Here is a 23,039-nt window from a genome sequence, read left to right on the forward strand (position 1 = left end):
ATGGGGATCGCAACTGATCGCCTCCAGAGACACGTGGCGGACCTCTCCTACGAGTTCTACGACCTGCCACGGTTCGAACCGCTGGAGGCGTACGACGACGCCCGCGATACGTTCGTGGATCGGCTCTCGGGAGTCGACGGTGTCGTTTCGGTGTACGAATCCGGTGACGGGCCCGGAGTCCCGGGCATCTCCGACGTCGATATGGTGGTCGTCGTCGAGGACGACTACGACGACCCCGAACGCCTGCGGGAACGGATCGAGGCGGCCAAGGTCGACGAGTACTTCTTTTTCCACGGCCCCGACGTCGTCCCGGAAAGCACGTTCTCGGATTACTACAGCGTCCTGCCCGTTCCGAAGGACATGCATCTGCACTACGGGGCAGACCTCGAATACGAGAAAAACGAGAGCGCGCACAATAGACTCGCGTACCTGATTGATTCGTTCAACGACACGTATCCGCGCGAGTTCCTCGAGTTCCTGTTTTTCCCCGGTGTCCTGCTTTCCGACCGGCAGTACGATATCGCCGCGAACGACATGATCGACCTGTTCGTTCCGCGGCTCATCGCGGACCGTCTTCCCGTCCACGTCGAAACGCGGCTTGCGATCCATCGGCTCAACTCCCTGCGGAACGATATGGCCCTGTTCTGCGAGACGGCGGACGTCAGTTCCGACGTCCTGACCCAGTTCGACGAATCGATCACGGATCTCCGGTCCCGGTGGTTCGACGAACCGACGAACCGTCAGGAGACCCTCCTCCTCGATCGGTTGGCGGACGCGGTGACCGCGTGTTTCGAATTCGCGGATCTGGTCAGAGAGTACGTCGCCACCGAGGGGATCGCCCCGTCGACGGAGAGCGAAACGACGGAGAACGTCAACGTGTACGTCAACAGTTACCACGACGACTGGTCGGCCGACGCCGGGGAACGCGTGACGGTCGACCGGTTCCGGTACGGGCGGATCAAATCCCTCTGTCTCCCGAACGAGTTTCGGGTGAACATGCTCTCACGGCGGGACGATCCGCGGGTTCCCGCGGCGTACGCCGACGCTGTCGAACGCCGTGACGAGACTGCAAAGGAACGGATGCAGGCGCTCTCTACGTACCGGTTCCACCCCTTGCGCGATACGTACATGTCCCTCGTCGAGCGACTGAACCGGGCGAAAGCGTGGTACGTGCTGTGAGTGGAGACGCCTCCCAAGACGCCGAACTCGGGACCTACCGGATTCACGATTTTCTTACGGTCGAGACCAACGTCGACCTGCAGATCCCGGAGTTTCACCGTGTGTCACCGGAGTCGGCGCTTCAGGAGCCCCGGCTCCGAATCGAGGAGACGACGGACCGGTCCGCCGTCGCCCCCGACGAGGGGGCGGTGGCGTTCGCCGACGGCACCCTGCGTCTCCGTCCCGATGGTACGGGAAGCGACGCCGCGATCTCGGTGAGCGGGCTGGAAGCCGACCGAACGACCATCCGGTGGACGCCGGCGTTCCGGCGCCATCACGACTACATGAGCGTCTACGAGGGGGCGCTGACCGCCAAGCTTCTGGACCGGGACGTGGCGGTGGTTCACGCGGCCGGCATCGAACGGGACGGGAACGGACTACTGCTCGCGTCGATGGGCAGGATGGGAAAGACGACGACGACGCTCAACGTTCTCGACGCCGTGCCGTCGGCCGGGTTCCTCTCCGACAACCTCCTGTTCGTCGACCGATCCGGAACGGCGTACGCGTATCCGGCGACGCCCGTCGTCTTCCCGGGCACGAAATTCGATCGCCGGCAGCTCGGTCCGGTCGAACGCGTCGCCCTCTGGGGTCGGCGCACCGTCGCGCGCTCGGAACTCGGGAGCGCACTCCTTCTCCATCGGTACGGGATCGACCTCTCACAGTCCATCCTCGCGGAGGAGTACGCCGAACGGGTCGTCGCGTCGGCACCCGTCTCCGAACTGGTGCTTCTCAACGGCGGACGCGCGGGGCCGTCGGAACGCACCCACACGCCGGCGTCGGCGGTCCCCAAAATAGCGACGGGAACCGACATGGAACTCGAACCCGGAGACGACGCGCTGAGCCAGTACGCGCTCCGTGCCGGCGTCCCCCGGATCCACGCGAGTTCGATCAAACGCCGGCGTCACGAACTACTCGTCGACGCGCTCGACTCGGTTCCGCTTTCGGAACTGTTCCGGAACGACATCGCGGACTACGCCGACGCGCTCGTCCCTCGACTGCGGAACCTGTGAGTCCGGCCGTCAGGGGACGGCTCCCTCACGCGGGAACTTCCGTCGCTCGGTCGTCGGATCGTTCGAACACGAGCAGGTTCTCGTCCCGATACTGCATCTTCTTCGGGGAGTATTCGTCCCGCAGCGACGCCGTCAGCTCCCGTCGGAACTCCATTCCCTCCCGCTGGAACTTGTCGATCCAGTAGTCGGCTGGTTGTTCGTTGAGGTGGGGTCGTCTTGTCGGAGAAATGTCGACGAGACGACGCCCTCGTCTTTCAACGAGTCGTGAGAACGATCGTAATATAAATACACCCACAAGCAACGTGAATCCGTAGATCAATGAGTCCGGGATATAGAGGACAACCACAGATGAGCCGCTCGAACTGGCGAGAACGATATCAGAGTAACGCGACCATGAGGATAAATGTTCGAGGGGCGTAGGAGACCTCCAATAATGAATATGGGACCTCTGAAACGTAGATTGGGAGTTATCGCTGACCAGATACGATTGAAAACGGGTGGGCCTCTTCATACAGCGGACATTGGAGACTGGTCGGCGACGTTTTTGACCACGACTCCGAGAGAATATCATAACGCTCACCGCTACACGGGTGAAAAGGAAGTTCTCAGGGAATTCTTATCCTCTATCAATTCGGACGATGTTGTCCTTGATGTCGGGGCAAACGTCGGCGTGTTTTCCTGTTTTGCACTTTCTGCGATAGAAGATGGCCACGTAGTTGCCGTCGAACCTCATAAACCAACAGCTGTGCGTCTTCGGACGAACCTTGCCCAAAATGCGTCGGAAAATATCTGGACTGTATTTAATCAAGCATTCGGTGACGAGGATGCAATGCAGCACTTTCGTGTTAAAAATGACATGAGTGGATTTCCCTCGAATCGGGTCGATACGGAGGGGGATTATAAGGTACAGGTCCACCGCCCCGAGACTCTTATTACTGAGGGCAGACTCCCACAGCCAGATGTCATAAAAATCGATGTAGAAGGAGCTGAACAGAGGGTGTTGGATGGATTCGGACCGTATCTCTCCGAGGTACGCGAGGCATTTATCGAACTTCATCCGACAGCGGGCGTGGAACCGGATTCCATCGAGAGTCGACTGCATCATCATGGGTTTACGATCCATACTCGCACGACTGCAGAAAATGAAGGTACTCCATTGTGGCATGCCGTTTCTGAACGATAGCAGCACGAACTCATCAACAGTATTGCAATACTGAGGGGACGAGGCGTAGTTAGCGGACATATACTGCAGTGGCACGGTGCCCGTTAAGACCGAATCTACGGGAATTGCCGTTTGAGAACTTTCCCACTTTTCATCACCAGGTCCGATATCGAAAGTTCATCGTACTTGAGTTCCTCGCAAACGTCGCGCTCTTGAACCGCGTAAGTCCACCCCTTTCGTACTGCATCCCGGAGGGCGCGGAGATGCGCACCCATTGCATCGTGTTCTCTGGCTCGGAGGCCGAAAAGACCGATACGGTAGAGGCTATGGACGATCGCGGCGTCAGCCGGATAGTATTTCCAGTAGAACCATAGTTTGTTTCGAACACAGTAGTAGATACGCAGTGGGGTTAGGTCCGCCTCCCAGTCCCGTTTGTGTACGGTCGTCACTTCCGGAAACGTTCGGAGTGTATACCCGTGACTTAGTAAACTGGCTGCCAATTCGAGGTCGTCAACATAAACAAAGTAGTTATCATCGAAATAACCACAGTCCTGCAACGCTTCGCGCCGAGCCATGATTCCACAGCCGATGAACCAAGAGATCTCCCCTGGTTCGGTGAACAGATGTTTTTCGTCGGGCGCCTTGGGGTGATACACTTGAGGCTGCAACAAGCCGAGGGTTAAATCGGAGCGTTCGAATTCGTTCACCAATTCACTCGTCCATTGGGATCCGATTTCTGAATCGTCGTCAAGTAGTGCTATGTACTTTCCCTCCGCCGTTTCGAACCCGATATTCGAGGCACCAGTCCGACCCAAGTTTGAAGGTAGGCAAATCAACGTCACTTCCGGAAATTCGTCTCTTATTACTTCTCGGGTTCCATCGTCAGAATCGTTATCAACCACCAGTACCTCTATTTCGGGATACGATTGGTCTCTCACGGAGTGTAGACATTCCGTTATATATTCGCGGCTATTGTATGTGGGAATAACGAACGAAACAAGCGGAGGAGCACTCGTAGGATTCACTATAGTTACAGCTGTTGCCTTGCAATGTATTTCAATTTTTTCGACTAGCTCAGCGTGACATTATCACGGATCAGCAAACGATAGTTCGACGTCGAGACTGTCCTGTTCGGCTACAGTGCGGACAGGATCACAACTCCAACATGTTTCTCGGTCGTTACGGGTGCTCCAAGTTGGTACACCGGCTGTATCGTATTACTCCGATCTCATTGCGACTATTCTAAAGGCGAGCGAGCGTAACTCACTCGAAGCCAAGGAAACAACTGAGAAGTACACACCAGCGGCTACGATTATTTGGGCGACTATGCCGATCGAGGATTCCGGTAACCAGACCGTTCGAAGGATAACTAGTGAGAGTCCCATCACCGCCGCACTCACTAGCTGCGAGAGTATCGACCGATGAGAGACGTTCAATCGAATTTCGCTGGCGACGATTTTGTACGCCATCCCTGCGCTCACACTGATCGAAATAACCGTGGCAACCGCTGCTCCGACCTCGTCGAATCGAGACACGAGCAGGACGTTCAGCGTGACATTGAGTGCGATAAAGAGAACCGATATTCTGAATGACCGGTCCGGTTTGTCCAATGCATTTATCGCGCTCATGAGGAGAATTTCGAAAGATTGGGCGATGCGTGCCGTGGCGAGGATGACCAGTATCCAGAACCCTGCCGCAAATTCGGGTCCATAAATTCGCAACACGTCTGTTCCAAGGATCGACACACCGATAACCCCCGGAAAAGCGAGTAACCCGGCGAACGTAATCGCACGTCTGAGAGTCTCCTCTACACGATCGAGATCGCCTGCTGACGCATGTTGACTCATATCGGGAAACGATACCTTGGCCATCGCACTCGGTAAGAGGATCAGCAGAGCGCTAATTCGCCATGCGATCTCATATATGCCGACCGAAGACGCAGAAACAAAAAAACCGAGTACGATCGTATCCATCCAAGCAAATGATCTCGTTTTGATCGCTCCCGCCCACGTGTATTTGCCGAATTCGTAGAGGGAGCGAAAGTGGTCTCGAGAAACACGCTGAATCGAAAGAGAAACAGTGTAAAATGCGACGGCGATAGTTACCACCGCGGCGACGATCTCTCCGATTAAGAGAGAGAGTAATCCAACGCTGGCAGCGGCTAATCCAACTTGAGACAGTGATTGTAGAATATACCATCCCCCTTCATAGAAGCTGGCAATATCCAACTTCTGTTCGCTACGTAGGGCTGCCAACATGAAGGTACTCACGACGTTCAGGAAGAAGATCGCGACGACGAATTTGGTTGCGGGAAAGCCAACGTATTCACGAATGTATTGGTGGGCGCCCAGTGTGACGGCGGATAGGAGCAAGCAGAGTGTTACTAATGTAATCAAGCCAGCAGTGAAAAACGCATCAGGTTCGTCGCCTTCGCTCACTCGCTTTGACATCGCTCCGTGAACACTCAGACAGGGGATCTGCAGCCAACTAACGACCGCCATCACGAGGAAATACTTTCCAAGCGTGTCCGAACCGAGGAACCTAGCGAGAAAAACGATGGCTACGAACCCGATCGCTGTCTGAACGATCTGAATCCCAAATTGAATTCCAGAAGATCGAGCTAGCTTGGCCATTTAGAGATCAGATCAGTTCCCTTCGTTCTGTTTTGTTTTTTCGGTGTATTGTAGTCGTCCCCGCATGGGGAGGATCGACGATAGTTTCCGATCAGCACCTCCGCCCATCGAAGGTTCGCGAATATTTGGAATGGCTACGCCAAAATTTCTGATCAACCGACATGAGCAGCCGATTACTGTAGCGCCCGGAATTTATCTGCGAGTTCTTCTACCCCTTGGTCGATCGTATAACACGTTTCGAATCCTTCATTCCTGATTTTCTCGTCGCTCACGACGTATGAGAGTTGATTGAGTTGTTCGGCCTCCGTATAGCCAATGTTGACGTCCGGGAAGTGGCGTTTGATAGCATCGACGATATCCTGCAACCGGCCGTTCTGTCCGACCACATTATAGGCTTCGCCGTCACCGAGAGAATCAGCCGCGAACATCATCGACCGTACGGAATCTTGGACGTGGAGGTACGGTCGTTTCTGGTTCTCCGCCCCCTCGTAGACTGTCAGGGGTTGGCCGGATGCCGCGAGGTACGCGAACTTATCAACTACAGTATCGAACCGCATTCCGGTTGTCCACCCGTACACTGTTCCGAGACGAAGGCCAGTCACGCCCATCTCTCCCCCATATCGATCGAATATCTCTTGCTCGGCCTCAAGTTTCGCCTCACCGTACGGTGACTCCGGATCACAGTCGAAATCCTCCTTGATCTTCTCTTCAGTCGTCCCATAGACCGAACAGGTGACAGCGTTGACAAACTGATCCACGCCGGCATCTTTAGCCGCTTCGAATACGGTTAGGGAACCCTCATAATTCACATCCCAAGTCTCCTCAGGAATATCGAACGTCTGGGGTGCATTGGTGATCGCTGCCAAGTGGAACACCGTATCGACTCCCTCCATGAGATCTCGGACGAGTTCTGCGTCTCGGATGTCTCCCTCCACGAAGTTGTATTTCGTGTAGGAGGGTAGATCCCACAATGCGTGGAATCGAGGCTGTCGAAGGTTGTCTAGGATCCGAATCTCCTCGTTCGAAAAGGAGGGATGGTCGGGAAGCTCTCGAATGAGACGGGAACCGAGATAGCCAAGTCCCCCTGTAACGAGTACGGTCACCTTGTATGCTGACCGGTTACTCCGATTTGTACTTTTCCTTATTGTCCAATACGTAGTTCCGATCGTCTTCGGGGAGGTCATCGAATCGGAGGACGGACTCACAGTCCATCCGGGGACATTTCATCACGCGCTGTTTCTCAAGGACGTTTTCAGCCACGATGGTTCCACAGTCGGGGCAGCGAAGTGTGATGATCTGCATGGTTATATTTCGAGCGATGAGTTCTCTCCGACGACCAATTTATCACCCTCGGGCCGTCGTCGCTCCTTCGAAGTGACCGTCGCGTCGTAACCGAGGAGACTATCTACGATTTTTCTATCGGCTGCGATCTCGTTTTTGCCCATTGCGACACTGGCTTCGATATGAACGTTGTCCACGAACGAGTCGTCGCCGATGCTGGTGAAGGGTCCAACGTACGCGTCCGACCCGATGATCGTGCTTTCCCCGATGGATACCGGACCTCTGATGACTGCGCCTTGCTTGATGACGCTGTTTTCTCCGAGTTCGATGCGGCCGGTCACCGTGTCCTCATCTTCGATCGTCCCGCGCACGTCGGACTGTATCTCGTCCAAAACCAAACGGTTCGCGTGGAGAACATCACTCGGCTTCCCGGTGTCCTTCCACCAGCCATGCACGATGTGTGACTGGACTCGGTTTCCGTCCTCCAGAAGTCCTTGGATGGCGTCGGTTATTTCGAGTTCACCCCTCCATGAGGGTTCGATTCGTTCGATCTGGTCGAAGATCGCAGGTGTGAACACGTAGACGCCGATAAGTGCGAAGTTCGACGGCGGATCGTCCGGTTTCTCAATCAGATCGACAATATCACCCGTCTCCTCGTCAACGTCGACGATGCCGTAACGACTTGGTTCGTCGACCTCCTGCAACCCGATTCCTGCCGCATATTGCTCGGGGTCGAAATCATCGATGAGATCGCCAATCCCGTCTCGCATCAGGTCATCACCAAGATACACGACGAACGGATCGTCAGCCACGAATTCCCGGGCACATCCGACGGCGTGGGCGAGGCCGAGAGGTGCACCCTGGACAATGTATGTGATATCGACACCGAACTCCGTTCCGTCACCGAGGTGTGCTTGTATCGTATCACGTCCCTTGTCCCCGAGAATTATCCCGATCTCGGAAATACCGGATTCTCTGAGGTCGTCGATCGCATATTCGATAACGGGCTTGTTCGCGATCGGAACCAGCTGCTTTGGCCCCGTGTGGGTTATCGGTCGGAGACGGGATCCTGTCCCGCCTGCAAGTATGACGCCCTTCATAGAAGCTCGTGACGTTCAAGAAGCCAGGTGCAATATAAACCTTCGGCAACGAATACCCAACACTGTGTTTTTGAACAAGCCCGCGCCCCTCCGTGGGTTTGGAGCGGTAGTGCGTACAGCCGAAAGCGATAGACGGCACGCGAGAAACTGTTATGGCGTGCGAGAGCAGTCCCAGATGTATGCCGTTTGAATTCGAACGGACGGATATAGCCGATGTCGTCGTCGCAACGCCTCAAATATTCTCGGACGAGCGTGGATACCTGCTCGAAAGCTATGACAGAACGGTCTTTGAGGAGGTCGGGATAGACGATGATTTCCAGCTTGCTTTCTACTCACGGTCGCGTTCTAATGTGCTTCGGGGACTACACATGCAGGTCGAACCAGCCGAGCAGGCGAAACTCGTCCACGTCAGTCAAGGGAGCGTATTCGACGTGGTCGTCGATCTCCGTGGGAGCTCCGATACGTTCGGAGAACATGTCGTCCGCACGCTTTCGGGTGATAACAAGGAGATTCTGTACGTACCCGAGGGTTTTGCACACGGATATTTGGTGCAAGAAGACGACACGGTGGTGCACTACAAGGCATCCGCTCCGTATTCTCCCGAAAACGTCGAGGGGTTAGCATGGGATTCCCAAACCCTCGATGTCGACTGGCCAACGGACGGAGAGCCAATACTGTCCGACCAGGATCAGGAATGGCCGACGCTCCGGGAGTGGCGAGCGAGGCGGACTTGACCGCCCGTCCGTGTCTATCGAAGCGCGGTCGCAGTGAAAATCGCACGAGGACCCGTTCGGATTCGAGAGTCGAAGTACTATTGTCCCCTCCGCGATAGTGAAACGTATGAGCGACGATACCGAGGTACGACAAGAAGAGGGGGAAGTAGAACGTGTACTCTACGCAAAAGCAACGTACGATGAGGCAGAAAAAGAGGCGGTTCAGGATGTACTCGAGACACCCGAACGTCTCGTGGGTGGGGACTACACTGATGAGTTTCAGGAGAAGGTAGCCAAGCGCTTCGGGAAGACACACGGAGTGATGACCAATTCCGGCTCTTCCGCCAATATGTTGGCACTCACATCACTTATGCTCTCAAAGGGTGCGGAGATCATCACACCCATCACTACCTTTTCCACGACGGTTGCCCCGATCGTACAGAACGATCTTATTCCCGTGTTCATCGATATCGATGTCGGGAGTTATCAGATCCAGATCGACAAAATAGAGGCAGCGATCACGGCGGATACCGAGGCGATCATGATTCCTGCACTGGCCGGAAACATCCCCAACTGGCCGCGACTTCGTGCAATCGCGGACGAACACGATCTCTATCTCATCGAGGATTCCTGTGACACGATCGGAGCGAGGATACAGGGCGAGCCGACGGGAGAGTTCACGGACGTCTCCACGACGAGTTTCTACGGATCTCATATCATAACGGGGTTTGGAGGAGGTGGAATTGTCTGCTTCCATAGGCAGGAATACGCCGACAAGGCCAAGAAATTCCGCGCGTGGGGTCGAAAGTCAGCCGTTGATGAAAATGTCACCATCGACGAGCGGCTCGAAACCCAACTTGGCGATATCTCCTACGACTCGAAGTTCGTTTTCGACGAGGTCGGATACAACTTCCTCCCGCTGGAGGCCAGCGCAGCATTCGGAGTTGAGCAGTTGAAGAAACTGGACGATTTCGCCGAACGGCGGCGGGAGAACTTCCAGCGTCTCTCGGAATTCTTCCGGCAATACGACGAGTGGTTTGTTCTCCCCGAGGAGCGCGACGATGTCGAAACCGCTTGGCTGGCTTATCCCCTCACAATCACCGAGGAAGCTCCGTTCGACCGCGTTGACGTCGTCAAATACTTGGAAAACAACGATATTCAGACCCGCTCTCTCTGGACTGGAAACATTCTACGTCACCCCGGATTCGAGGACATCGAGTGCCGGATCCCGTTCGAAACGCCGAACGCGGACCACGTGATGAAAAACGCGTTCGTGATCGGTTGTCATCAATCTCTTACGAATCGAAAACTCGATTACGTCGAGCAGACATTTGAAGAATTTTTCGAATCCGCGACATAAATGGAACTGTTAGTTACCGGCGGTTCGGGGATCGTCGGCTGGGATCTAGTTCGGCGTGCATCGAACGCCGGTTACGATGTCACCTACACGCGGTATTCGACCGAACCATCCGCCGATGTGGACACCAGCACCGAGTCGCACTATCTCGATGTTCGTGATGACGACCGCGTTCGAGATCTCGTAAACGATCTAAAACCGGATATCATCGTTCATGCAGCTGCGATGACCAACGTCGACGAATGTGAACGAGATCCAGAGCGTGCAACTGCGATCAACGTCCGGGGAACGGAGCACGTCCTTGCTGCTGCGGAAGCGGTTGACGCTAGGCTCGTATTTTTTTCGACGGGATTCGTGTTCGACGGCAACGGTGACTCCTTCGTCGAGGATAGCCCACGCAACGCCGTGAACCACTACGGCGAGACAAAAATTAGAGGCGAAGACCTGATCCTCGATTCTACAGTCGACTCTACGATATGCCGTATCGACCAACCGTACTGCTGGTCGGCCTCCTGGCAGACACCATCGTTCGTCGAGTGGGTTCTGAATCGTCTCGACAGTCGCGACTCTTTCCAAGTCTTCAGTGACTGGTACAATACACCCGTCTACGTTCCGGACTGCAACGAGGCCGTCTTGAGACTCCTGAAGGACGGGCACACGGGGACCTTCCACGTTACTGGTTCCCAGTATACGAGTCGATATGATTGGGCGGTCAAGATAGCGGAGACGTTCGGATATGCTCCCGATATCGTGAAGACAGGATGTTCGGACGACGTCGACCTGCCTGCAGACAGACCGAACAATCACCTATCAAATGAAAAGATACGTGAAGAAGCGGGAATCGCGTTCCGGACACTCGAAGTAGGGGCACAAGAGATGCTGAACAAGCAATAACGGTACGTTTCCGATACTGATCGACGAGTGAGTGTCCGCCGTTCCTGCTATTCGTCGTCTCGGGGTGTCGCTGGGCCCGCGTACGAGTAATCATCCTCCGTGCAGGGAGCGTGATCAGAACTGCTTTGTGGACCCGCTCTTGCAGATCCTCTATTTCGCACCGATCGAAATGGTGGACTGCGATCAGAAACCAAAACCGGAGGTACTCTGAACGGGGTCACGAGGGCACGCGACGAGAGCGGACCGTCTCGGAGCCTTACGGTGTCGGGTTTGATTGTGGTAGACGTCATCGTACGCCCATCACAGGACGGGGTACGATCGGCATATCGGGTTTCAACCGCTATAGCCGTCCGTCACCGGCAACGTCACCCGCCGGAACCGAACGGCGTTCGATGCGTCCGACGCCTTCCAGTCGCTCCCGAAGGGCGTCCCGTCGGAGCGACTTGACGGCGCTCGCGTGGATCTCCGGGTCGTCACTCGCGAACGCGTACAACGACGGATAGTACTGCTCCGGATCGACGACCGCGTCGGTGACGGTTTCGAGGGTCGCCGCGGCACCGTCGGGCGTCAGCGTCCCGTCGGCGTTCGCGCTCCGGTCGTGGGGATCACACACCTCGACTGCGGTGAGCGTCTCCGACAAGACGGTGCCGGTCGAGTCGTACGTCGCGACGACAGGCCCCGCGGTGTCCGTCGTCGCCCCGTCGGTGAGAACGACGACGGACTGCGAGGAGGGATCGTCTCCGAGGGTGACCGAGAGCGTAGATTGGCCCGGGGCGGCCGACCGAAGGGTGCCGACGACCGGCACGACCGCGGCCGAGAGCAGTCCCCGGACGAACAGGGCCGACAGCAGCGAGCCGAACTGCGCCATCCGCCGGAACGCCGGCGTGTATTCGACGCGGACCGTCGGCGTCCCGAGTCCGGCGATACGGACGGCGACCGAATCACCCCACGGCAGCGACGGATACACGACGCGGAGGTCGCCGTCGTCGAACCAGAACCAGTGAGTGGCGAGTCGACGCCCCCGCGACCGGGGCGGCGTCTCCACCGCCGAGACCTCGCTCAGCCGCACCTCCGCCGTCGGCGTCGCGTCCCGTTCACGCATCGGTATCGGTGTCTCGTACGACTCCGCGGCCCGCACACCGAACCGTCCCGTCGGATCGACGTATAGGTCGCCGGTCACGGGACCACCTCGTCGTACACCTCGCGCAGCTGTGTTGCGACCGTCTCGGGAGCGTGTCGGGTCTCGACGACGTCGCGCGCCGCTCGGCCGATCCGGCGCCGCTCCTCCGGACGGTCAGCGAGTCGGCTGATGGCGTCCAACAGGCCGTCGACGTCGCCCGGCTCGCGGAGATAGCCCGTTTCGCCGTCCTGAAGGAGCGTCGGCAGGGAGAGACACCGAGTGGTCACGACGGGACGGGCGGCAGCCATCGCTTCGAGAACGGACAGCGGTGGATCGATGATGGGGGCGGAGGTCCGATCGTCGAAGTCGAACGGGAACAGCAGTACGTCACAGGCCCTGAAGAACAGCCGTTTCTCCCGCGGATCGAGATAGCGGTTGACGACTGTCACCCCGGATGCGTTCGAAAACGGGTGGTCCTCGATCAGTTTCGTCGCGACGAGCACCGTCACGTCCGATCGATCCGCGAACTCCTCGATCCGCGCCGCGACTGCCCGGGGAAAGCGGCGTTCGTTCACGTTTCCGAGGTAGCCGACGACGAAATCGCCGTCGTCAACGGCAAATTCGGCGCGGGCGTTCTCGCTCCCCGGCGTGTCGAAGTCGGTCGTGAAAACGGGTGCGTCGACCGCGTGGAGCTTCCGTTCGGGGACTCCGAGTTCGCGTAACGTTTCGAGATCACCGCGGGAACAGGAGACGTACGCGTCGATTCGGTCGAAGGTCCCGAGCCGCTTCGCCAGGTCCGCGTGTTCGATGCCGCCGAACGTCTGTGCGACGAACGCGGCGTCGCTCACGGCATCGGCGAGCGCGGAGAACATCGTGTGGCTCGCGAAGCCGGCGTGGACCACCTCGGCCTTCCGCGCCTGCGCGATGAACCGTCGAAAGAGCCGGGCGAGCATGACGACGTCCGTATTGTACCGATAGCCGCCGAGGTGCTCGACGAGGTCGCCGACGACCGACTCGCGGACGTACGTGATCGGCAGTTCTTCGGCAGGGGTTGCACCGGCACCGATCGTCGACAGGCAGGAGACGTCGATACCCTGGGTGTGGAGCAGACTACGGACGACGTCCCGGGTGAGTACCCGCGTCCCCTCGCTCCACGGCGGATGCAGTCCGTATCCGAGAACACAGACGGCCCGGTCTCCTGTCGGTGTCGCCGTCACGGTCGACTCCCCGTTTCGACGATCATAGCCCGTCTTCGAGAGCCCTGACCGCGCTATCGATCCGCGTGCGTTCCCCCCGATACTCGACCTCGCGGGTCGCCGGTTCGCTCTCCGCGGAAAAGATATCCTTCCTGACGCGTCCGTCCATCTCCTCGGCGATGGGGTATCCCATCGCGTGGAGGACGGTCGGCGCGACGTCGAAGATATCGAGATCGGCGGACGATTCGCGGATGTCGGGGCCGTTGGCGATGAAGATGCCCGGCTTCGCGTGAACGCTCCACCGTCCCTCGAGATCCGTCGTGTTCCACACGTTCGGGGAGTAGGCCGGGCTGACGAACCCCTCGTCTCTGGGCAACAGCAACACGTCGGGGACCTCGTCGTCGTCGCGCGGAAGGGTCTCGCCCGGCGCGTACAGTTCTTCGGGCCGGTACGCGTCGACAAGGACGGGGTCGCCGGTCTCCGGGGAGGTGATCTCGGTGACCCTCTCCATCAGTTCCGTTCTGACCTCCTCGTACCGGGGGCCGAGACGATCGACGTTGAGGAAGATGCCACCGCCGTACATGACCGCATCGCTCTCCTCCCAGACGAGCCGTTCCGAGAGCTGATCGACGCCGACCTCCCCCCGCGGGTTCGGCACCTTTCGCCGCGTCGACTCGGGGACGAGCGCCCGAACGAGGGGCATCAGTCCGAACCGATCGAGCCACGCGGACAGCGTCTTCGTGTCGACGGAGAGTCGTTCGAAGAGGCCGGTAGTTTCGTTCCCCTCCAGCGTGAGATAGCCCTCCTTTTCGAGCCAGCGGTTCAGGTAGAAGATCCCCGTGTCGAGCCGTTCGAACCCGTGGTCGGAGACGACAAACACGTTCGTCCCGTCCGGGACTCGGTCGAGTACGTCGCCGAGTTGCTCGTCGACGTACTCCCACATCTCGTTGAGGATCTCGGGCTGATTCCAGAAGAAGTGCTGGTACGTGTCGGTGTAGTACATCGTGAGCTGGAGGAAGTCGAGTGACAACTCGTTGAGTGCGAACTTCGCCAGCTCGAACCGGCTCTGCATCACCGACCTGATCTCCGCGCGAGCCTCGGCCGTGTCCTCGGCGAGCAGTTCCGTGTGGACCGGGAACGACACTTCCGGCCTGTAGTCGAACTCCTCTTCGACGAACTCCCGCATTTCTTCCGGATAGATCCAGTCGTCGCCCCCGATCACGTATCCGGAGGTCATGAAGCCGTCGAGTTCGGACGCCGGATAGGACGTCGGCATGTTGATCGACGCCGCGGTCCCCCCCTGTTCGCACACGTAGTCCCAGATCTCCGGTGCGTCCGTCGACGCCGGTTCCAGGTTGCCCTGTTTGAACCCGAGGAAGCTGTGGAAGCCGAGTTTCGTCGGATGCTGACCGGTGGAGTAACATTTCCACGCTGGGTACGTCGCCGGCGGAACGGTCGAGTCGAGCGTTCCGGCAGTCCCCGTCTCGATCAGGTTCTGCAGGTTCGGGAGCCGTCCCTCGTCCAGCAGTGGTTCGAGAACGTTGTACGTCGCCCCGTCGAGACCGATGACTAGTGTCTTCATTCGTTCCACTCCTCGAATCGATCGTACAGGTCGTCGGCGATGGTCTCCCAGGTGAAGTCGCGCTCGATTCGCCGACGTATCGCATCCCCGTGGTCGCTCTCGAACCCGGTCAGCAGTGCGTCACAGAGCGAATCGGTGTCACCCGGTTCCGCGTAGATGCCGTGTTCGCCGAGGACGTCTGGTGCGCCGCCGACGTCCGTCGCAACCGTCGTACAGCCACTGGCGGCGGCTTCGAGAACGTTTATCGGGCACCCCTCGGAGTACGCCGCCGAAACGGCGACGTCACAGGTATCGAACCAGCCGATGAGTTCCTCGCGGCTGACTCGCCCGGTCAGGGTGACGACGTCTTCGACACCCAGTTCCTCGATTCGTTCTTTGACGTACTCGGTGTAGCCTCCGTGGCTGTGTCCGCCAACGTGGACGATGTGGCCGGACGGATTCTTCGCTCGAACCTTCGGTGCCGCCTCGACCAGTGTGTGGATTCCCTTACGGGGGATCATGCTTCCGACGGAGAGGGCCACGTCGGCATCTTCGAGGCCGTACTGCTCCCTCACGCCTTCAACGGACGCTTCGGCGTCGAATTCCTCCAGATTGACGCCGTTCGGGACTACGTCGACGATCGACGGGTCGATACCCATCTCGGCCAGTTCCGGTTTGGCGCGCTGTGCGACAGCGTGAATGTGATCCGCGAACCGACTCCCGTACTTCTGAATCAGGTGATCGAGATACACTCCGGTGCAGTATTTCCACTTTCGATCGAACGACGGATACTCCTGGAACGATCTGATCTCGTTGAGATACGTCCCGTGAGCCGTCTCGACGAGCGTCGCGTCCACGTAGTCGAGTTTGTCGGCCAGGATCGGCAACAGGATGTAGTTTCCGTGCATGTGGATAATGTCGAAATCGTGCCGGTCATGCAGGGATCGCAGCTCTGGAAGTGCACGAACTGCGAAGGAGAAGATATTGAGCGGGAAGAGCCGGTCGGTGCGTTTTACCGTCCGGATCTCGACGTCCGGGAGAGCGGGTTCGACGTCTGCCTCCCGCTCTTGGTCCGTGATGACCCAGCAATCCGCTCCGCGATCACGAAACTGTGAGACGATATTTCTGGCGACGTAGGGCACGCCACCGTGTCGGTTGAACGCGGGTGCAACCGTACAGACCTTCACATCGGGACGGGTTAGCGGCACGGTGATTAAAACGTTCCTATACCGCGAAGCCGTGGTGAGCCACGAACGGCGTTCGCCAGTACCGTCACTGGACTGGGACCGACGGCGCCGACTCAGGTCCGCCCCGGTTCAGTCGTACACTTCGCGCAACTCCTGATCCACGGTCCAGACGGCGGAGGCGTCGCCCCGAAGCAGCGTCACGCTCGCCCTGAACAGCGATATCTGCGTATCGAACAGCGAGTACGCCGCTTGTAGCGGCCCCAGCGCGTCCCGCGAGCCGGCGAGGACGAAGCCGACGACCCCCGCAGGAACTGCGACGCCGATCGGTCCGCCGACAGCGATCGCGGCGACCGACGCTACCCCCAGTCCACCCATCAGCAGCCACGGCGACACGAACATGAACCACCAGTTGAACGGCAGCACCACCCGTCCGTAGGCGCCGAAGCGGCCGAGCATCGACCGCTGTCGCCACAGCAGTCGCAACAGGCCCATCGCTCGGCGGTCCTTCTGTCGTCGCCGCTTTCCGAACCTGGAATGTGCGGCTTCCTTGTACCGGATGGCCGGATCGAAGATCACACGCTTGCCGTTGTGCCTGATCCGCAACGCAAGCTCCGTGTCGTCGGCGATCGAATCGGGATCGACGGGAACGATTTCGTCGTTACGGAACGCCGAGAACGGCCCGTGAAAGATGAGCGTCGAATCCAGATGCGACTCCAGTACTTGGATCCGGCTCTGGATGTCTCGGTACCCCGTTTCGACGTCGCTCCCGCCGAGAACCTCGGCGTTCCGACCGGTCACCCCGCCGATTTCGGGATCGGCCAGGTTCGCGGCCGCCTCCCTGAGCGCGTCGTCGGCGATCCGTGAGTCGCAGTCCGTCTTGACCACCATTTCGTTGTCCGCGGCCGCGTACGCGTCGTTGAGCGCGGGGGCCAGCCCGCGGCGTTCGTCCTCTTCGATGAGCGTCAGCGTGGGTGCGTCCCGATCCTCGAAGAAGGCTCGGACGCGCTCGCGGGTTCCGTCGTCGCTCGAGTCGACGATCACGACTTCGACGTGTTCCATCGGGTAGTCGAGCGACACCAGCTCCGACAGTTTTCCTTCGACGATCCGCTCCTCGTTGTACGTCGGAAGGACGATGCTCACCGTGGGTTCGGCCGGCCGTTTGTCCGCGGGCGATCCGTCGGGATCCAAGACCCAGTCCATCCCGAGGTAGACGAGATACGGGAGCCCAGTCAGTCCGAAGAGGCCCGCGATGGCGGCGAGGAGTCGGCGCATACGGGTAGGTGTAACGGGTGGGAGTAAATCGGTGGCGGTCGGCCGTGGCGCCTCGACCACGAGAGATAACAAGGTTTATGCCCGTAATCCCAGTCCGTTCGGCCAATGAGCGACGATCAGCGTGAGGGGTCCCCGTCGGTCGTAGACCTCTTTTTCGACTGGTATCACGTCCCCGTGCTCGTCATCGTCGTTGCGGTGATGCTCGCCATCCGTCTCCAGGAGTACGACAACTTCATCCGGAACGGACAGGTGCTTTTCGCCGGCAACGACGCCTGGTACCACCTCCGCCAGGTCGAGTACACGGTGCGAAACTGGCCGTTCACGATGCCGTTCGACGCCTGGACGTACTTCCCGTACGGAACGAGCGTCGGGCAGTTCGGCACCCTGTACGACCAGCTCGTCGCCACGGCGGCGCTGGTCGTCGGCCTCGGAAGCCCCTCCTCGTCGACGATCGCGAAGACGCTTCTCGTCGCGCCGGCGGTGTTGGGCGCGCTCGTCGCGATTCCGACCTACGCGATCGGCAAGCGAATCGCCGGGCGGCTCGCCGGCCTCTTCGGCGCCGTCGTCTTGCTCCTCCTGCCCGGGCAGTTCCTCCAGCGGGGACTCGTCGGCTTCGCCGACCACAACATCGCCGAGCCGCTCTTCCAGACCATCGGCCTCCTCGGCCTGCTGATCGCCCTCGGGGTCGCCAAACGCGAGAAGCCCGTGTGGGAACTCGTCGTCGACCGTGATCTCGACGCCCTCCGCGAACCCCTCCTGTGGAGCGCCCTCGCGGGCGTCGCCGTCGCCCTCTACATGTGGGTGTGGCCGCCGGGCGTCCTGCTGGTCGGCGTCTTCGGAACGTATCTGATCTACCAGCTCACCAGCGACTACGTCACCGGCGGGTCGCCCGAACCGGTCGCCTTCGTCGGCGCCGTCTCGATGGGCGTGACAGCCCTCCTGATGCTGGTACAGGTCGACTCGATCGGCTTCGAACCGACGAACTTCTCCCTGTTTCAGCCACTGGCCGCCCTCGGGGTCGGCGGTACCGCCATCCTCTTGGCGGGGCTGGCACGTCAGTTCGACGACCGAAACCTCGACCGCACGTACTATCCGGCGGTCGTTCTCGGCGTGATCGCCGCCGGTGTGGGAATCGTCGCCATCGCGCTTCCCTCGTTGTTCGGGGCGATCCAAACCAACATCCTCCGGATCGTCGGCTTCAGCGCGGGCGCGGCGACGCGGACCATCTCCGAGGCACAGCCCTACCTCGCGCCACAGATCCTCCAGCAGAACGCCATGACCGCCACGGGCCGGATCATGGCCGACTACGGCTTCGCGCTCTTCACCGGCGTGGCGGCGATCATCTGGCTGGTCGCGAAGCCGCTCGTTCGCGACGGCGAGACCGAACGCGTCGGCTACGCCGTCGGGAGTCTCGCGCTCCTCGGTCTCCTGTTTTTGATCCCCGCGCCGTTCCGGGCCCTCGGCGACGCGTTCGGCGTCGTCTCCGAACTCGTCGGCGTCGCACTGGTGGCGCTGATCCTCTTCGGCGCGGTGCTGCAGACCAACTACGACGCCGAGAACTTGCTGGTCGTCATCTGGGCGGCCTTCATGACCGCCGCGGCGTTCACGCAGGTGCGGTTCAACTACTATCTCGCGCCCGTCGTCGCCGTCGCGAACGCCTACCTCGTCGGCCAGCTCCTCTCCTGGCTCGACCTGCGGGCGGCCTCCTTCGACGCCGTTCGCGACCTGCAGGGCTACCAGGTGCTCGCGGTGCTCGCGGCCGCGATGCTGATCGTCACGCCCGTCTTGCTCGTCCCGATGGGCGTGCGCAACACCGGCAACCCCTCGGTCGACCAGAGTTCCACGGCGTGGGAGGCGGCCCAGCAGAACGGCCCCCGTGCGGTCACGGAGTGGGAGGGCTCGCTCGACTGGATGGAGTCGAACACGCCGACCCCGGGGACGCTCGGCGGCGCGAACAACGAGATGGCGTACTACGGTAAATACTCCCGAACGTCGGACTACGACTACCCGGCCGGCGCCTACGGCGTCCAGTCGTGGTGGGACTACGGCCACTGGATCACCTTCCGCGGCGAGCGGATTCCGAACGCGAACCCGTTCCAGCAGGGCGCGACCCCGGCGGCGAACTACCTGCTCGCTCCCAACGCGTCCGCCGCACAGGAGGCCCTCGGCGAGCGTGATCAGGAGGCCGCGGGCACTCGGTTCGTGATGGTCGACTGGCAGATGGTCGAGCCCCAGTCCAAGTTCGGCGCGCCGGTCGTCTTCTACGACGCCGGCAACGTCTCGGCTGGTGACTTCTACCGCCCGGTGTACACCAGCAACCTCCGGGGCGTGTTCTACCTGCGCGACCAGCGCTACTACCAGAGCATGATGGTGCGCCTGTACGCCTACCACGGGAGTGCGATGCAACCGCAGCCGATCGTCGTCGACTGGGAACAGCGTCGGGCCCAGACCCAGGGCGGCGAGACCGTCACCGTCCGGGCCGGGCCACAGGGCAACCGATCGATGGTCCGCGAGTTCGGCAGCCTCTCGGACGCGCGGGCCTACGTCGCCAACGACAGCACGTCACAGATCGGCGGCATCGGCCACTACCCCGCCGAGCGCGTGCCCGCACTGGAACATTACCGCCTGGTGAAGGTGAGCAACTCCTCGGCCGCCCAGCGCTCCGGGCAGTACCAGCGGATCAGTCGACGGACGTTCGCCGCGACGGGCGTCCCGCCGTCCTCACAGACGCTCTACGAGCCCTCGTGGGTGAAGACCTTCGAGAAGGTGCCGGGCGCGACCATCACGAGTTCCGGGCTCCCGCCGAACACGTCGGTCCGGGCGACGGTCCCAATGCGCATCCCGACGACGAACGAGACGTTCACGTACACCCAGGAGACGACGACGACCGCCGACGGGGAACTGACGATGACCCTGCCCTACTCGACGACGGGCTACGACGAGTACGGCCCGTCGAACGGGTACACGAACGTGAGCGTCAGGGCAGAGGGCCCCTACCGCATCCAGTCGGCGCTCGCCGCGGACAACGACTCGATCGTCCAGTACAAGGGACAGATCCAGATCAGCGAGGGTCGGGTCAACGGCGACGTCTCGGGCGAGCGCGAGGTGACGCTGAATCGGACCAACCCGTTCACCAACCTGTCGATCGGCGGCGGCAACGAGTCCGACGGCAACACGTCCGGATCGTCGTCGCTCGAACCGGTCACGCCGACCGACGGTGACGACCCGACCGACGGCCCGACCCACGACGGCGCGTCCGCCGACGATCCGTCGTCGCTCCGGGCTCCTGCTGCCGCCGTCCGGAACTGAAACGACATGGATCGACGTCTCCGCCCCCTACTGGTCGTCTACCTCAAGGGGATCTGCATGGGGGCGGCCGACGCGGTCCCTGGTGTCTCCGGCGGCACCATCGCGCTCATCACGGGCATCTATGAACGCCTGATCGCCGCCGTCACTGCCGTCACCCCCGATCGAATCCGGCGCGTTCTCGCCGCCCCAGTTCCGGGGCGGCGCGACGACGCCCGGGCTGCCTTCCGCGAAATCGACGGCCTCTTTCTCGCCGCACTCGGCGGCGGAATCCTCACCGCGGTCCTCGTGGTGACGCGGCTCCTCCACGTCGCTCTCGGCTCCGAACCCGTCCTCACCTTCGGCTTCTTCTTCGGGCTCATCGCCGCGTCGGCGGTCGTTCTGGCGAGCGAGGCCACCCTCGATACGCCCGGACGGGCCGGCGCCGCCGTCGTCGGCTTCCTCCTCGCTTTCCTCTCGGCCGGGCAGGCCGGGACTGCGCTCCCCTCCACGCCGCTGGTCACCGTCGGCGTCGGCGCCGTCGCCATCAGTGCGATGGTGCTTCCCGGGATTTCGGGGTCGCTCATCCTCGTCATCCTCGGCCAGTACGAGTTCCTCGTCGAGCGGCTGACGGCCTTCGTCGACGCGTTGCTCGGCCTACTCGTCGGCGGGACCGCCGCCGCGGTGTTCGGCCCCGCGACGACCGTGGTTGCCTTCGGCGTCGGCGCGGTCGTCGGCCTGTTCACCGTCGCCCACGCCGTCCGCTGGGCGCTCGACACCTACCGCTACGCGACGCTTTCCTTCCTCGTGAGCCTCGTCGTGGGGGGCCTGCGGGCGCCGGTCCTACAGGCGGGCGACGCCCTGGGGTCGGGTGGGTGGACGACCGACGCAACCCTCACGTTCGCACTCGCGGCAGTGGCCGGCGCCGTCCTCGTGGTGGCGCTGGAACGCTACACCGACGGCATCGTGGTCTGATCACTCCCGCGGGACCGCGAGGTTCAGTACCTCGTCCCCACAGGCCCGACAGACGGTCAGTCGCGTCTCGCTCGCCTCGCGCCGGGTGCACGACCGGCATTCGTAATACCCTCCCTCCGGGCTGTACGGGTCGATGTGATTGTGTCTCATACTCATGGTAACGTGGGGCGCACACCGATATCACCGTTTCGCCCCGACGACGGTCACGACGCGCTTTACTCAGTCGTCGAGACGGGCGACACAGACGAACGTCTCCGGCCGCGACGCCGCGTGTTCGACGGTGAAGCCGGCGTCCGTCTGGAGGGAGACGGCGTCGCCGAGTCCGTACGTTTCCTCGCGCGGCGGGCCGGCCTCGCCCGCGCCCGCCCGATCCCAGTCGACGGTGACGAGGCGGCCGCCCGGCCGGAGGACGCGGGCCACCTCGGCCAGCGCCGCGGGGTCGGCGAACTCGTGGAACGTCATCGTCGAGACGACGGTATCGAGTTCGTCGGCGTCGAACGGCAGGTCGGCGGCGGCGGCTTCGACCAGTTCGACCCCGTCGGGAACCCCCTTCTCGCGGTAGCGGTCGTGCATCGCGGCCTGGATATCGACGGCGTAGGCCGTCCCGACGTGTGGCGCCAGGTCGTCGGTGTAGAACCCCGTGCCGCTCCCGATGTCGGCCAGTCGCATCTCCGGGTTCGGCGCGACCAGTGCGTGGAGTTCCTCCCGCGAGCAGTACCGGTATCTTCTCGCGGCGTCCTCGAGGGCGTCGGCCCGGTCGCTGTCGAAGGTGTGAAAGCCCATACGTACCGCTGTCCCCCGGCGGTGATAAGTCCCCCTGCGCGGCGACGGTAGGGTTAAATCCCCACCGACCGCTATCCCGGTCATGGGCGTGACCATCAGGAAACCGACCGCCCGCCAGTGCGAGGACTGTGGCCGGCGGGAGGTCTGGAACGACGCGACGAGTACCTGGCGCATCGCCACCGACGACGACGGCGACTCACTCGTCGGCGAGGTGTACTGTATCCACGAGTGGGACATCAACGGGACGTTCGTCCCCATCCAGCACGACGCCGCCGACGCGTAATGCCGACCG

22 protein-coding genes are annotated in these 23,039 nt (G+C 60.8%); 9 read left to right on the plus strand and 13 right to left on the minus strand.

The features are described 5' to 3' along the window. Together NBT82_RS13355 and NBT82_RS13360 are read left to right on the plus strand one after the other, a co-directional pair. Positions 1-1,179, plus strand: coding sequence for a hypothetical protein (locus NBT82_RS13355; protein WP_251328607.1), 1,179 nt, complete (start codon positions 1-3; stop codon positions 1,177-1,179). Next, positions 1,176-2,228, plus strand: coding sequence for a hypothetical protein (locus NBT82_RS13360; RefSeq protein WP_251328608.1), 1,053 nt, complete (start codon positions 1,176-1,178; stop codon positions 2,226-2,228). Before NBT82_RS13355 ends, NBT82_RS13360 begins: the two co-directional genes overlap by 4 nt. A 25-nt stretch (positions 2,229-2,253) precedes the next feature. On the opposite strand, the gene NBT82_RS20050 is transcribed toward NBT82_RS13360, so the two are convergent. Next, on the minus strand, positions 2,254-2,382 hold the full coding sequence (locus tag NBT82_RS20050; protein ID WP_256476585.1) for a hypothetical protein: 129 nt from the start codon (positions 2,380-2,382) through the stop codon (positions 2,254-2,256). A gap of 249 nt (positions 2,383-2,631) precedes the next feature. Between NBT82_RS20050 and NBT82_RS13365 the strand changes: the two genes are divergently transcribed. Then, entirely contained in the window at positions 2,632-3,411 is a 780-nt protein-coding gene (locus NBT82_RS13365; RefSeq protein WP_251328609.1) for an FkbM family methyltransferase, read from the plus strand. Positions 3,412-3,506: 95 nt separating this feature from the next. On the opposite strand, the gene NBT82_RS13370 is transcribed toward NBT82_RS13365, so the two are convergent. The 5 genes from NBT82_RS13370 to NBT82_RS13390 all read right to left on the minus strand — a co-directional run bounded on the left by NBT82_RS13370 (position 3,507) and on the right by NBT82_RS13390 (position 8,404). Next, positions 3,507-4,415: a glycosyltransferase family 2 protein gene (locus NBT82_RS13370; RefSeq protein WP_256476586.1), complete on the minus strand. Its 909-nt coding sequence runs from the start codon at positions 4,413-4,415 to the stop codon at positions 3,507-3,509. A 192-nt stretch (positions 4,416-4,607) separates the two neighbouring features. After that, positions 4,608-6,023, minus strand: coding sequence for a lipopolysaccharide biosynthesis protein (locus tag NBT82_RS13375; RefSeq protein ID WP_251328611.1), 1,416 nt, complete (start codon positions 6,021-6,023; stop codon positions 4,608-4,610). A gap of 173 nt (positions 6,024-6,196) precedes the next feature. Next, positions 6,197-7,126, minus strand: a complete 930-nt coding sequence (locus NBT82_RS13380; RefSeq protein WP_251328612.1) for an NAD-dependent epimerase/dehydratase family protein — start codon at positions 7,124-7,126, stop codon at positions 6,197-6,199. A gap of 16 nt (positions 7,127-7,142) precedes the next feature. Then, complete coding sequence (locus NBT82_RS13385; protein ID WP_251328613.1) at positions 7,143-7,325, minus strand: hypothetical protein; 183 nt, start codon at positions 7,323-7,325, stop codon at positions 7,143-7,145. Between the two features lie 2 nt (positions 7,326-7,327). Then, positions 7,328-8,404, minus strand: coding sequence for a glucose-1-phosphate thymidylyltransferase (locus NBT82_RS13390; RefSeq protein WP_251328614.1), 1,077 nt, complete (start codon positions 8,402-8,404; stop codon positions 7,328-7,330). Between the two features lie 179 nt (positions 8,405-8,583). Between NBT82_RS13390 and rfbC the strand changes: the two genes are divergently transcribed. The 3 genes from rfbC to NBT82_RS13405 all read left to right on the plus strand — a co-directional run bounded on the left by rfbC (position 8,584) and on the right by NBT82_RS13405 (position 11,368). Next, entirely contained in the window at positions 8,584-9,138 is a 555-nt protein-coding gene (rfbC, locus tag NBT82_RS13395; RefSeq protein WP_251328615.1) for a dTDP-4-dehydrorhamnose 3,5-epimerase, read from the plus strand. Between the two features lie 106 nt (positions 9,139-9,244). After that, complete coding sequence (locus NBT82_RS13400; RefSeq protein ID WP_251328616.1) at positions 9,245-10,477, plus strand: DegT/DnrJ/EryC1/StrS family aminotransferase; 1,233 nt, start codon at positions 9,245-9,247, stop codon at positions 10,475-10,477. Continuing rightward, positions 10,478-11,368, plus strand: a complete 891-nt coding sequence (locus tag NBT82_RS13405; RefSeq protein ID WP_251328617.1) for an SDR family oxidoreductase — start codon at positions 10,478-10,480, stop codon at positions 11,366-11,368. A gap of 340 nt (positions 11,369-11,708) precedes the next feature. Here NBT82_RS13405 and NBT82_RS13410 read toward each other — a convergent pair whose 3' ends face one another. The 5 genes from NBT82_RS13410 to NBT82_RS13430 all read right to left on the minus strand — a co-directional run bounded on the left by NBT82_RS13410 (position 11,709) and on the right by NBT82_RS13430 (position 17,704). After that, positions 11,709-12,548 (minus strand): hypothetical protein, encoded by an 840-nt coding sequence (locus tag NBT82_RS13410; protein ID WP_251328618.1) that lies wholly within the window; start codon positions 12,546-12,548, stop codon positions 11,709-11,711. Next, positions 12,545-13,705 (minus strand): glycosyltransferase family 4 protein, encoded by a 1,161-nt coding sequence (locus NBT82_RS13415; protein WP_251328619.1) that lies wholly within the window; start codon positions 13,703-13,705, stop codon positions 12,545-12,547. The genes NBT82_RS13410 and NBT82_RS13415 overlap by 4 nt, the downstream gene beginning before the upstream one ends. 22 nt (positions 13,706-13,727) lie before the next feature. Further along, positions 13,728-15,266, minus strand: coding sequence for an alkaline phosphatase family protein (locus NBT82_RS13420; RefSeq protein ID WP_251328620.1), 1,539 nt, complete (start codon positions 15,264-15,266; stop codon positions 13,728-13,730). Next, on the minus strand, positions 15,263-16,432 hold the full coding sequence (locus tag NBT82_RS13425) for a glycosyltransferase family 4 protein (RefSeq protein ID WP_251328621.1): 1,170 nt from the start codon (positions 16,430-16,432) through the stop codon (positions 15,263-15,265). The genes NBT82_RS13420 and NBT82_RS13425 overlap by 4 nt, the downstream gene beginning before the upstream one ends. A 129-nt stretch (positions 16,433-16,561) precedes the next feature. Then, on the minus strand, positions 16,562-17,704 hold the full coding sequence (locus NBT82_RS13430; protein ID WP_251328622.1) for a glycosyltransferase: 1,143 nt from the start codon (positions 17,702-17,704) through the stop codon (positions 16,562-16,564). Between the two features lie 105 nt (positions 17,705-17,809). Here NBT82_RS13430 and NBT82_RS13435 point away from each other — a divergent pair, with 105 nt between their 5' ends. Together NBT82_RS13435 and NBT82_RS13440 are read left to right on the plus strand one after the other, a co-directional pair. After that, a complete protein-coding gene (locus NBT82_RS13435) occupies positions 17,810-21,013 on the plus strand; it encodes an oligosaccharyl transferase, archaeosortase A system-associated (protein WP_251328623.1) in 3,204 nt (1,067 codons plus the stop codon). 6 nt (positions 21,014-21,019) lie between these two features. Continuing rightward, the gene (locus NBT82_RS13440) at positions 21,020-21,964 is read left to right on the plus strand and encodes a DUF368 domain-containing protein (protein WP_251328624.1); all 945 of its coding nucleotides are present in this window, start codon (positions 21,020-21,022) and stop codon (positions 21,962-21,964) included. Here the strand turns inward: NBT82_RS13440 and NBT82_RS13445 are convergent, their stop codons facing one another. Then, positions 21,965-22,114: a rubrerythrin-like domain-containing protein gene (locus tag NBT82_RS13445; RefSeq protein WP_251328625.1), complete on the minus strand. Its 150-nt coding sequence runs from the start codon at positions 22,112-22,114 to the stop codon at positions 21,965-21,967. It lies immediately after the preceding gene. Positions 22,115-22,183: 69 nt separating this feature from the next. Continuing rightward, entirely contained in the window at positions 22,184-22,747 is a 564-nt protein-coding gene (locus NBT82_RS13450; protein ID WP_251328626.1) for a class I SAM-dependent methyltransferase, read from the minus strand. An 82-nt stretch (positions 22,748-22,829) separates the two neighbouring features. Between NBT82_RS13450 and NBT82_RS13455 the strand changes: the two genes are divergently transcribed. Further along, positions 22,830-23,030, plus strand: coding sequence for an HEWD family protein (locus NBT82_RS13455; protein WP_251328627.1), 201 nt, complete (start codon positions 22,830-22,832; stop codon positions 23,028-23,030). Positions 23,031-23,039: the final 9 nt, after the last annotated feature.

Origin of the sequence: Haloplanus sp. HW8-1 (assembly GCF_023703795.1) — an archaeon.
GTDB lineage: Archaea > Halobacteriota > Halobacteria > Halobacteriales > Haloferacaceae > Haloplanus > Haloplanus pelagicus.

Coding starts and splice junctions, on each gene's coding strand:
- NBT82_RS13355 (WP_251328607.1), top strand. CDS start 1: ATGGGGATCGCAACTGATCGCCTCCAGAGACACGTGGCGGACCTCTCC.
- NBT82_RS20050 (WP_256476585.1), bottom strand. CDS start 2,382: ATGGAGTTCCGACGGGAGCTGACGGCGTCGCTGCGGGACGAATACTCC.
- NBT82_RS13365 (WP_251328609.1), top strand. CDS start 2,632: ATGTTCGAGGGGCGTAGGAGACCTCCAATAATGAATATGGGACCTCTG.
- NBT82_RS13375 (WP_251328611.1), bottom strand. CDS start 6,023: ATGGCCAAGCTAGCTCGATCTTCTGGAATTCAATTTGGGATTCAGATC.
- NBT82_RS13385 (WP_251328613.1), bottom strand. CDS start 7,325: ATGCAGATCATCACACTTCGCTGCCCCGACTGTGGAACCATCGTGGCT.
- NBT82_RS13390 (WP_251328614.1), bottom strand. CDS start 8,404: ATGAAGGGCGTCATACTTGCAGGCGGGACAGGATCCCGTCTCCGACCG.
- rfbC (WP_251328615.1), top strand. CDS start 8,584: ATGCCGTTTGAATTCGAACGGACGGATATAGCCGATGTCGTCGTCGCA.
- NBT82_RS13400 (WP_251328616.1), top strand. CDS start 9,245: ATGAGCGACGATACCGAGGTACGACAAGAAGAGGGGGAAGTAGAACGT.
- NBT82_RS13405 (WP_251328617.1), top strand. CDS start 10,478: ATGGAACTGTTAGTTACCGGCGGTTCGGGGATCGTCGGCTGGGATCTA.
- NBT82_RS13420 (WP_251328620.1), bottom strand. CDS start 15,266: ATGAAGACACTAGTCATCGGTCTCGACGGGGCGACGTACAACGTTCTC.
- NBT82_RS13430 (WP_251328622.1), bottom strand. CDS start 17,704: ATGCGCCGACTCCTCGCCGCCATCGCGGGCCTCTTCGGACTGACTGGG.
- NBT82_RS13435 (WP_251328623.1), top strand. CDS start 17,810: ATGAGCGACGATCAGCGTGAGGGGTCCCCGTCGGTCGTAGACCTCTTT.
- NBT82_RS13440 (WP_251328624.1), top strand. CDS start 21,020: ATGGATCGACGTCTCCGCCCCCTACTGGTCGTCTACCTCAAGGGGATC.
- NBT82_RS13445 (WP_251328625.1), bottom strand. CDS start 22,114: ATGAGACACAATCACATCGACCCGTACAGCCCGGAGGGAGGGTATTAC.
- NBT82_RS13450 (WP_251328626.1), bottom strand. CDS start 22,747: ATGGGCTTTCACACCTTCGACAGCGACCGGGCCGACGCCCTCGAGGAC.
- NBT82_RS13455 (WP_251328627.1), top strand. CDS start 22,830: ATGGGCGTGACCATCAGGAAACCGACCGCCCGCCAGTGCGAGGACTGT.